The sequence below is a fragment of the Pseudomonas sp. genome, assembly GCF_036387035.1.
Lineage (GTDB): Bacteria > Pseudomonadota > Gammaproteobacteria > Pseudomonadales > Pseudomonadaceae > Aquipseudomonas.
The window spans coordinates 1-9,987 of record NZ_DASVUM010000081.1 but is presented as its reverse complement, the minus strand read 5'-3'; the positions used below and the strand labels follow the sequence as shown (position 1 = coordinate 9,987).

At 59.3% G+C, this 9,987-nt stretch carries 10 protein-coding genes and 1 pseudogene; 6 read left to right on the top strand and 5 right to left on the bottom strand.

Annotated elements, in window-relative coordinates:
• The 3 genes from VF672_RS07520 to VF672_RS07510 all read right to left on the bottom strand — a co-directional run.
• Positions 1-783, bottom strand: a 783-nt coding sequence (locus VF672_RS07520) for an OpgC domain-containing protein (RefSeq protein WP_331103219.1), incomplete at its 3' end; no start/stop codon positions are given.
• Positions 784-1,089: 306 nt separating this feature from the next.
• Complete coding sequence (locus tag VF672_RS07515) at positions 1,090-2,703, bottom strand: FMN-binding glutamate synthase family protein (RefSeq protein ID WP_331103217.1); 1,614 nt, start codon at positions 2,701-2,703, stop codon at positions 1,090-1,092.
• Positions 2,704-2,780: 77 nt separating this feature from the next.
• Complete coding sequence (locus tag VF672_RS07510) at positions 2,781-3,593, bottom strand: helix-turn-helix transcriptional regulator (protein WP_331103215.1); 813 nt, start codon at positions 3,591-3,593, stop codon at positions 2,781-2,783.
• A gap of 130 nt (positions 3,594-3,723) precedes the next feature.
• Here VF672_RS07510 and VF672_RS07505 point away from each other — a divergent pair, with 130 nt between their 5' ends.
• Together VF672_RS07505 and VF672_RS07500 are read left to right on the top strand one after the other, a co-directional pair.
• Positions 3,724-4,539, top strand: coding sequence for a carbon-nitrogen hydrolase family protein (locus VF672_RS07505; RefSeq protein WP_331103213.1), 816 nt, complete (start codon positions 3,724-3,726; stop codon positions 4,537-4,539).
• Between the two features lie 164 nt (positions 4,540-4,703).
• Positions 4,704-6,029, top strand: coding sequence for an APC family permease (locus tag VF672_RS07500; protein ID WP_331103211.1), 1,326 nt, complete (start codon positions 4,704-4,706; stop codon positions 6,027-6,029).
• Between the two features lie 81 nt (positions 6,030-6,110).
• Here VF672_RS07500 and VF672_RS07495 read toward each other — a convergent pair whose 3' ends face one another.
• On the bottom strand, positions 6,111-6,503 hold the full coding sequence (locus tag VF672_RS07495) for a hypothetical protein (protein WP_331103209.1): 393 nt from the start codon (positions 6,501-6,503) through the stop codon (positions 6,111-6,113).
• A 172-nt stretch (positions 6,504-6,675) separates the two neighbouring features.
• On the opposite strand from VF672_RS07495, the gene VF672_RS07490 reads away from it, so the two are divergent.
• The 3 genes from VF672_RS07490 (at position 6,676) to VF672_RS07480 (ending at position 8,615) form a co-directional block, all read left to right on the top strand.
• Positions 6,676-6,945 (top strand): type B 50S ribosomal protein L31, encoded by a 270-nt coding sequence (locus VF672_RS07490; protein WP_331103207.1) that lies wholly within the window; start codon positions 6,676-6,678, stop codon positions 6,943-6,945.
• A gap of 159 nt (positions 6,946-7,104) precedes the next feature.
• Positions 7,105-8,196 carry a D-alanine--D-alanine ligase gene (ddlA, locus tag VF672_RS07485; RefSeq protein WP_331103205.1) on the top strand — a complete coding sequence of 364 codons (1,092 nt, stop codon included), beginning with the start codon at positions 7,105-7,107 and terminating at the stop codon, positions 8,194-8,196.
• Entirely contained in the window at positions 8,193-8,615 is a 423-nt protein-coding gene (locus tag VF672_RS07480; protein ID WP_331103203.1) for an NUDIX domain-containing protein, read from the top strand. Before ddlA ends, VF672_RS07480 begins: the two co-directional genes overlap by 4 nt.
• A gap of 45 nt (positions 8,616-8,660) precedes the next feature.
• Here the strand turns inward: VF672_RS07480 and metR are convergent, their stop codons facing one another.
• Positions 8,661-9,578, bottom strand: a complete 918-nt coding sequence (metR, locus tag VF672_RS07475) for a transcriptional regulator MetR (protein ID WP_331103201.1) — start codon at positions 9,576-9,578, stop codon at positions 8,661-8,663.
• A 206-nt stretch (positions 9,579-9,784) separates the two neighbouring features.
• Between metR and VF672_RS07470 the strand changes: the two are divergent.
• Positions 9,785-9,987: pseudogene (locus tag VF672_RS07470) on the top strand (hypothetical protein); the annotation flags it as partial.

Below are 9,987 nucleotides of genomic sequence, written 5' to 3'. Positions count from 1 at the left end.
AGGCAGAAGCGCGTCATGCACCACAGGAAACTTCCACAGCACGGTGATGATTCCGGTCACCAGCAGGTAAGCCGCCGCTATGAGAAACATCGGCTGCTGCCAGAGCGGGCGAGCGGGGAGCGATGAGCCAGGCTCGCGTTGCGTGCGCAAGGCGAAAGCGCCGCCGAGCACGAAGATCAGCTGCCAGGCGAGCGGATTGAAATACCAGTAACCGCCGCCTTCGTAGGCGCGCAGGTTCCAGCCGAGCAACGGCACCATCATGTACAGGGCGATCGATAGGCCGATCGCCAGCGCAGCATTGCGCAGCAGGATCGGCAAAATCAGCGGCAGCGCGCCCATCAGCAGGATGTACAGCGGCAGCGGGTCGGTGAGGTTGGGTTTGAAGCGCAGCAACAGTTCGTCGGCCAGCGCCTGCTGCGGGTTGCCGACGAAATACTCCAGGCCCATTTCCCGCACCATGTCGCGGGTTTCGACGTGATTGTTAGCGACGAAAACGATGCCCATCAGCAGCGTCAGCAAGAAGATGTGCGCGACGTACAGCACCCATGTGCGCCGCAGGATACGCACGCAAGCCACGACATAGCCGTCACGCTGCGCCACCCGGCCATAAGCGAGGACTGCGGCATAGCCGGCGAGAAACACGAACACCTCAGCGGCGTCGCTGAAACCAAAATTGCGCAGCGTCAAATGCGCCAAAGGGTTGGCCGGCACGTGATCCCAGAAAATGAAAATCAGCGCCAGACCCCGAAAAAAGTCGATGCGATGGTCGCGTCCGTTCGTCATGACGGTGGGCCTTGCAATGGTGTTTGAAGAAGAGCGGCCATCGACGGCCATGGTTCCTTACGGACAGCAGGGTCTGATCGGCGGCGCGCAGGGTGGCGGGTTTGCGGGGTAAAAGCAAAAGGGGGGATGTTGCAGGATGTCTCACCGGCATTCCTGTATTGCCTGGAATTTTTATCCGCCTGTACCGGCGGCAGGCAGGTTGATGCGGACAAGGCCGATGAGGCAGCGAAACTGACTTTGCTGCTCACCGGCTCAGTTCCGTTGAGGCGCACTCTTCAAGAGAGTGGATAATCCCGGCGCAACCGATCAGTCAATCTCGTTCGGCTCAAAGCTGTCCGCGCGCGCCATGCGCCACATACGCGAATAGAAGCTTTTGTCGACCACGCCATTGAGCAACTGCCCGGGTTTAAGGAAAACATGGGATTCCGAAAACAACTTGACCTCAGTCACAGCAGTGCGTCGCACCAGGTGTTTGGCTGCGAGCTGGGAGGGCGCGTCGAGGCCGGCAGCAGCGAGCATTTCGGCGAGCGCGTGAAGCGTGGTTCGGTGGAAATTGAACACCCGCTGGGCTTTATCTTCTACCACCAACGCGCGCTGGCGCAGCGGGTCCTGCGTGGCGACGCCGGTCGGGCATTTGTTGGTATGGCAGCTCTGCGACTGGATACAGCCGATGGCGAACATGAAGCCGCGCGCCGAGTTGGCCCAATCGGCACCGATTGCCAGGACGCTGGCGATGTCGAATGCGCTGACGATCTTTCCGCTGGCGCCCAACTTGATCTTCTCGCGCAGGTTCAAGCCCACCAGCGTGTTATGGACAAACAGCAAGCCTTCGCGCATGGGGACGCCCATGTGATCGGTGAACTCCACGGGTGCCGCGCCAGTTCCGCCTTCGGTGCCGTCGATCACGATGAAATCCGGGAGGATACCGGTTTCCAGCATAGCCTTGGCGATGCCCATGAACTCCCACGGGTGACCAAGGCAAAACTTGAAACCCACTGGCTTGCCGCCCGACAGCTCACGCAACTGCGCGATGAATTGCATCATTTCGGTCGGCGTCGAGAACGCGCTGTGACGGGAGGGCGAGACGCAGTCCTCGCCCATCGGGATGCCGCGAGTGTCGGCGATTTCCTGGGTGACTTTGTGTTTCGGGAGAATGCCGCCGTGGCCAGGTTTGGCGCCCTGGCTCATCTTTATCTCGATCATGCGCACTTGCGGATTCTGCGCTTGGGTCGCAAAACGCTGAGGATCGAAACGGCCATCGGCAGTGCGGCAACCGAAATAACCGCTGCCCAGTTCCCAGGTCAGGTCGCCACCGTGTTCTCTGTGATACGGGCTGATGCTGCCCTCACCGGTGTCATGGATAAAATTGCCCAGCTTCGCGCCCTTGTTCAGCGCTCGGATCGCGTTGGCGCTGAGGGAGCCAAAGCTCATCGCGGAGATGTTGAAGATCGATGCTGAATATGGCTGTGTGCACTGAGGACCACCCACTGCGACGCGGAACAGGTTCGGGTCAGCCAGCGGCGCGGGGCGCATGGAGTGGCTGATGAATTCGAAGCCGGTCTGGTAAACGTCGATGAGCGTGCCGAACGGTTTGTCTGCCGATTCGTTCTTCGCGCGCGCATACACCAGCGAGCGCTGGGCACGGGAAAAGGGGAGGGCGTCGCTGTCGGACTCCAGCAGATACTGGCGGATTTCCGGACGAATCTTTTCCACCGCGTAGCGAATGTTGCCCAGGATCGGATAGTTGCGGCGCACGGAATGCGGCACCTGGATCAGGTCGAACAGCCCGATCAGGCTGAGCACGGCGGTCGTCAGTGTGAAAGGCCAAAGCCACTCGTGGGACAGAAACGGGAGGCTCGACAACGTAAACAATACGCAGCCGACGAAGACGGCGTAGCGACTGAGAAGAGACACGCTCATAAGGAATCCTGGGCTTTACATGGTTGATGGAAGAAGCGCTGTGCCGCGCTTTTGATCGGGCAAGACGGTCCGGTGATTCAAGCGCTTTGCGCTTGCAGGAAAATCGAAAACAACTCGGATTGCGATTTGATGCCGAGCTTGCTGTACATGTGCTTCTTATGGACGCGCACCGTTTCCGCGGAAATGGCGAGCTTGCGTGCGATTTCCTTGCTTGAACAGCCACTGAGCATCAACCGCCCCACGTCCAGCTCACGCGCGGTCAGTTGCGCGCCGCGGCTATGCTGAGCTGACGCTTCCAGCTGCTTGCGCCAGTTGCTCATCGGCAACGACGTGTCCAGTGGCTCTTGGTCGGTTGCTGCTGCTTCAGTTTCGAAAGGCAGACGTTGGCGTAACAGCGCGATGACCCACGGCTGGATCATCGACAGCAGGGCGATCTGTTCGGCGCTGAATCGCCGGGTTGATCCTAACGACAGGCACAACGTGCGATCTTGGTCGATCTGGCAGTTGAACTGGATTTCATCGGCGACAACGTTCAGCCGAAAGTAGCGCTGGTAATACTCCGTCAGTTCGAAGTGCTCGGGCGCCACTTCGGCCAGCCGAAACAAGCCGCTTTGCGAGCGCTCTCGGCTGGCGACGTAGAAGGGGTCGAGCAAGTACAGGCCCTTGAGGTAATCCTGAAACAGCTGGTCGGGACTGCCGTCTTCGGCCGGGCTCTCAGCGAACACGTGCGGACGCTGCCCGGAGCTGAATTGCAGCGCGACCCAGCTATCAAAACTGACGTACTGATCAAGCAACCGCACCAGTTGCGCCCAAAAATTGGGGCGGTCAAGCGCTTCGATCAGCTGCGCAACCGAGCGATGCCAGGCCATGTCCTGAAGTGCAATCGTCATCCTCTACCCCTATTGGGTTACTACAGCTGCGTAATTCCCCGTAACACTTGCTGATGCGCATACTGCCCGCAGAGCCAATGATCCGGCCAGCATTTTGTCGCCGACCGGCCAGACCTTATAAGGAGAACCCATGAAGGTGGAACTCGCCCAGTTGACGGGCCAGGACAACGACACCGTCCACAATCTCAAGCGCGCGCTCAATGCCATCGCGGCATGTGCTGATGACACCGCGCTGATTGTGTTTCCGGAAACTCATTTGATGGGCTTTCCCTCCAGTGACACGGTCGCCCACGTTTCGGAGGCGCTTGACGGTCCCAGCGTCAGAGCCATTCATGAGGCGGCGCGGGCGCGTGGCATCTCGGTGGTGATCGGCATGGCTGAAAATGACAACGGCGCCTTCTACAACACCACTCTGCTGATTACGCCCGAGGGCATCGCTCTGCGTTATCGCAAAACTCATCTGTGGGCGTCCGATCGCGGGGTGTTCAGCGCAGGCGATCGCTATGCCACCTGTGAGTTGAACGGGCTGCGGGTCGGCCTGTTGATCTGCTACGACATCGAGTTCCCGGAGTCGGCCCGTGCGCTCGCCCAGCTTGGCGCTGAGCTGATCATTGTCACCAACGGCAACATGGACCCGTACGGCCCCACTCACCGCACCGCCATCATGGCCCGCGCTCAGGAAAATCAGGCGTTCGCGCTCATGGTCAATCGCGTGGGCGAAGGCGAGGGCGGGCTGGTGTTCGCGGGTGGCAGCGCCTTGGTTGATCCGTTCGGCGTGCTGTTGCACGAGGCTGGTCGGGAAGACACGCAATTCAGCGTCGAACTCGACCTTCAGCAACTTCAGGCGGCGCGCCGCGATTACCGCTACCTGGACGATCAGCGCCTGCGTCTGCCGGGCGACGTGGTTGAACATGCCAGCGGCCTGCGCGAATTGATCATTCCTTGAAGCCTGTTCAAGAAGCGCTGTCCCAAGACACCCACAAGAAGAACGAAACCTCACTGCTGCGTTGACCGCGGGAGTGGATTCCACCCCCCTCCAATTAAAAATACGCTTTTGTTCTGCCGCACTTTTCTCTGCCATAAAACTTATAAATTTCGGAGTAGTCGCTCATGGCTCGTTTGCAACGCACCCTTTCATTAGGGTCGGTGGTGCTGTTCGGCATTGCCTACATGACCCCCATTATTGTGCTCGGGACGTTTGGCATCCTCGCGCAGAGCACCGACGGCATGGTCCCCGCGTCCTACCTGGTCGCGCTGGTTGCCATGTTTTTCACGGCCATGAGTTATGGCCGGATGGCAGCAGCGTTCCCGGTGGCCGGTTCTGCCTACAGTTATGTACGCAAAGCCATCAGCCCCAAGCTGGGGTTTATTGCCGGTTGGGCGGTGCTGCTTGATTACCTGTTTCTACCGATGGCCATCTGGCTGATCGGTGCGGCGTATCTGGGTTCGGCGTTTCCCTCGGTGCCGCAGCCGGTCTGGGTGCTAACGTTCATCGTCGTTACCAGCCTGATCAATATCGTCGGCTTGAAGCTGGCCAATACCATCAACGCGTTGTTGATGGTCGTGCAGTTTCTGGTCCTCGCAGCCTTCGTAGTGCTGTGTATTCATTACATCGGCGGCGATGCCGGCAAACCGTTGTGGACCTTGTCGCCGTTCCTGAACGGTGACATGCAAATGCCGCTGATCATGAGCGGGGCGGCGATTGCCTGTTACTCTTTCCTGGGCTTCGACGCCGTCAGCACACTGACCGAAGAAACCCGGGATCCGCGCAGCACCATCCCCAAGGCAATCATGTTGATTACGCTGATCGGCGGGCTGATTTTCGTCGGTGTGTCCTATTTCGTGCAGCTCGCGCATCCTTCGGCCCAGTTCGAAAACGTTGACTCGGCCGCTTACGAAATCGCTCGCAATATTGGTGGCGACGTGTTTGTGACGGTCTTCCTCATAGGTCTGATCGTCGGGCAGTTCGCTTCAGGTCTTTCCGCCCAGGCCAGTGGTTCGCGCCTGCTCTTTGCGATGGGCCGTGACGGGGTACTGCCCAAGTCGTTCTTTGCCCACCTGAGCGAACGATTTGGCACTCCGGTCAACAGCATTCTGCTGTGCGCGGTGGTGGCGTTGCTTGCCCTGAAACTGGACGTGACCACGTCGACCTCGTTTATCAACTTCGGTGCGTTTTTGGCGTTCAGTCTGGTCAACCTGTCTGTGATCTTTCATTACTGGATTGCCGGCACCAAGCGCGGGCTCCGCGAGCTTCTGCTATTTCTTGTCTGCCCATTGATCGGCCTGATCGCCGACCTGTGGCTTATGATCAGCCTGGACAAGCTGGCAATCATGCTTGGCGTGGGCTGGCTGGCCGTCGGCTGCATCTACCTGGCGTTGCTGACAGGCGGGTTCCGTCGGCAGCCGCCGGAAATGGATTTTCAAGAAGCGGTGTAAGCGAAGGACGAGTCACCGGGGAGGGGCGCAGTTCACAGGCGCCTCTTTTTTTTGCGCGCCAATACTGAACGGAGCCTTGAATCACTGCGGCTCGGGCATCGGCTTGCGGTCCAGGGTTTCGCTGATCGTGCGATAGATATCTTCTTTGCCTTCGTCGCTGCAGCAGCGGATCTCGTGAAGCACGTCGCGCTCTTTAGGGGACAGCGCGATGTAATTCCATTCGCACGCCTGGCGCATAAAGACATCGTGATCGTTCACAGGCACCACGTCATCGGCGGCTTCGTGCAGGGCCTCCACGAGTGTCGCGAGCAGACGCTGGAGTTCCTCGGGTTGAGGCTTGCCCTCGGTTGCCTGCACCAGACGCTGCAGATGGTTCAACGCGCTGCGGGCGTCGATCAGCTTCATGTGGCCGGGGACGGTCATTTCGTATCGGTCGATCAAGTGCATCGCTACCTCCTTGGTGGTGTTGTTCATTCCGTTCCCGTTGAGGACGGGGTGGGGGCGTCAGAGGCGCGAACGTTAGCGGCAGGGGAGGCGATGGAAAAGGCGAAAGTTGTAACCGTTACAAAATCGTTTCCGATTGAACTTTAGCAAATTGATACTGTATAACGTATTACATGATTGCTTACATTCTTGGAGAAAGACGATGAAAGCCGACATCCATCCCGACTACCGCCAAGTGCTGTTTCATGACACCGCTGCCGATGTGTTTTTCCTGATTGGCTCCACGGTTGACACCGACCGCACGCACACTCACACCGACGGCAACACCTACCCCTACGTCGCGCTCGACGTGTCCAGCGCGTCGCATCCGATGTACACAGGCCAACAGCGCAAAACCACCACCGAGGGCCGTATCGCCGGCTTCAACAAGCGCTTCGCAACCTTTGGCTCCGGCGCCAAGAAAGAGGAATGACAGCGGTACTCCCGCGCTTCGGGCATCGCCAGTCGATCACCCGGGCGCGGGATTTTTTTGCCGTTTTTTCCTGCATTCTGTCTCGCAAGCAACCTTGGCACTGGACTATCGAACCAAATTGCTTTTAGCTCTGCGACCTGAAATTCAGGAGCCTTCCCTTTGAAAAAGTCAGTCGCCATCGTTTTCGGTGGGCAATCCTCCGAGCATGAAGTGTCGTTGCAATCGGCGCGCAACGTGATCAACGCGATTGATCGCAACAATTTTTCCATCACCCTCATCGGGGTCGACAAGCAAGGCCATTGGCTGCGCTTCGACGAGCACGATTATCTGCAGAACCCCACCGACCCGGCGCACATCAGGCTCAGTGATTCCGGGCGTCTGCTTTCGCTGATGCCGGGCGCCAGCGGGCCCCAGTTCATAGAAGTGCAGACCGGGCTGGAAGTGCCGCGCATTGATGTGGTGTTTCCGCTGATCCACGGCAGTTTCGGTGAGGATGGCTGCTTGCAGGGCATGTTGCGTCTGCTGGATATCCCGTTCGTGGGCCCGGATGTACTGAGCTCAGCGGCGTGCATGGACAAAGACGTGACCAAACGGCTGCTGCGCGATGCGGGCATTTCCGTGGCGCCGTTCGTGGTCCTTCACCGGGGTGAGACGGTGGATTTCGTCAGCGTCTCCGCCCAGCTGGGCCTGCCACTTTTCGTCAAACCGGCGTGTCAGGGATCGTCGGTCGGTGTGAGCAAGGTCTCCGACGAGGCCGGCTACGCCGCTGCGCTGAAGCTGGCCTTCGACTACGACAACAAGGTGCTGATCGAACAGGGCATCGTCGGCCGTGAAGTAGAGTGCGCCGTGCTCGGCAACCATCAGCCCCAAGTCAGCGTGTGCGGGGAGGTGGTCGCCAATGACGAGTTTTACGCCTACGACACCAAGTACCTGAACGACGGTCAGGCACGTATCGCCATCCCCGCGCAGCTGCCCGAAGAAATGGGTGAGGCCGTGCGCGAAGTGGCGTTGCAGGCCTACCTCGTGCTGGGCTGCGCCGGTTTGGCGCGGGTGGATTTCTTTGTCACAGAAGCACGGGAAATCATCATCAACGAGGTCAACACCCTCCCAGGCTTCACCTCTATCAGCATGTACCCGAAACTCTGGCAAGCCAGCGGCTTGAGCTACCCCGAGCTGATCGACCGCCTGATTGCCCTGGCATTGGAGCGCGCCGAAGAGACCCGCGCACTCAAGACCGAGGTGGTGCTGTGAAGACCCTCCGTATCGCCGCCGCGCTGTTGACGCGCGCCGATGGCAAGACATTGCTGGTGCGCAAGCGCGGGACCGAGGCTTTCATGCAGCCAGGCGGCAAGATCGACGCGGGTGAGTCGGCGGTCGATGCGCTGGTCCGGGAGTTGAACGAAGAGCTGGGATTGGTCATCGCGCCTGAACAAGCGCGATTCCTCGGCGAGTTTTCGGCTGTCGCAGCGAATGAGCCGGGCTTCGAAGTGAATTGCCAGCTGTATGGCGTTCACGTGGAGGGCGTTCAGGATGAAGACGCCGTCAATCCGGCGGCCGAGATCGAAGAGGCCATTTGGGTCGATGGCGCAAGCATCGATCCGTTGCACCTCGCACCGTTGACCCGGGATTCGATCCTCCCGCTGTACAGACGCCTGCAAAACGGCGCTTGATTACGAGGGTGAGGGCGCCTGCGGATTCCCTCCGCAAGCCAGTCCTTAACGAACCGCACTCACGCCGTCCAGTGTCGAAAACGACGTGTCTTTTGCTGTCAGCAAAAAGTCTCGCATGTAGGGCGCGTCCAGCATGTCTGCGCGAATCGCCGCGTAAAGCGTGGCGAATAATCCCTTCTCCCCCAGCCGCTTGGCCTTCACATAGCCGCGTGAGCTGTATTCATGCAGCGCCCAGTGCGGCATCCCACACACGCCACGGCCGCTGGCAACGAGTTGCATCATCATCACGGTCAGCTCGGAAGTGCGGACCTGCGCGGGCTCAATGTCCGCTGGCTCGAGAAAGCGCGTGAAGATGTCCAGGCGGTCGCGTTCGACGGGGTAAGTGATCAGGGTTTCCGTGATCAGGTCCTCCGGCACCACATAGGGCTTGCTCGCCAGAGGGTGCTGGTTCGCGACGGCCAGCATCGCTTCGTAAGTGAACAGCGGCACATAGGTAATGCCTGCCAGTTCCAGCGGATCAGAGGTCACCACCAGATCGAGATCGCCGCGGGCCAGCGCGGGCAGGGGCGCGAAAGCAAAGCCCGACGCCAGGTCAAGCTCCACCTCCGGCCACGCGTCTCGGAACTGATCGATCGTCGGCATCAGCCACTGAAAGCAGCTGTGGCATTCAATGGCCATGTGCAAACGTCCGGCGACACCCCCGGCGAGCCGCGAGATATCCCGTTCTGCGTGACGCAGCTGCGGAAGTACCGAATCGGCCAGTTGCAACAGGCGCAAGCCTGCGCTGGTAAACCGCACCGGTTTAGTCTTGCGCACAAACAGCGGCATGCCCATGCGCTCTTCCAGCTCCTTGAACTGATGCGACAGCGCCGATTGCGTCAGATGCAAACGGTCGGCGGCGTCAACGAGGCTGTCTGCTTCGCGTAATGCATGCAGGGTTTTGAGGTGGCGAATTTCCAGCACCGAGGCGCTCCATGAGTAAATTTTGTGTTCAACACGAATTTAATGAGTTTGTCTCATGTAGGTGGAAGTGTCGACAATGGCGCCATCTTTTGAATGGAGCAGTCAGCATGACCCTGGTCAACAACTCGGATTTTCCTCACATCGGCGTGGCCAGCGGCTTCAGGCAAATCCTTGAAACCCTGTGTGACGGCGTGGGTGTAAATTCGGTACCGACCTTCGTTCAGGACCAGCGCTTCAACCTCAACTGGGCGCCATTATTTGACGAGGTCGATGAAGCCCGTGCGCGGGGCCACGCCATTCGTCCGCAGATCATCGGCCCCTTGACCTACCTGTGGTTGGGGCAGGTTGAAGGTGAAGGCTTCGACAAGCTCGACTTACTCGACCGCCTGCTGCCGGTTTACGGCGAGAT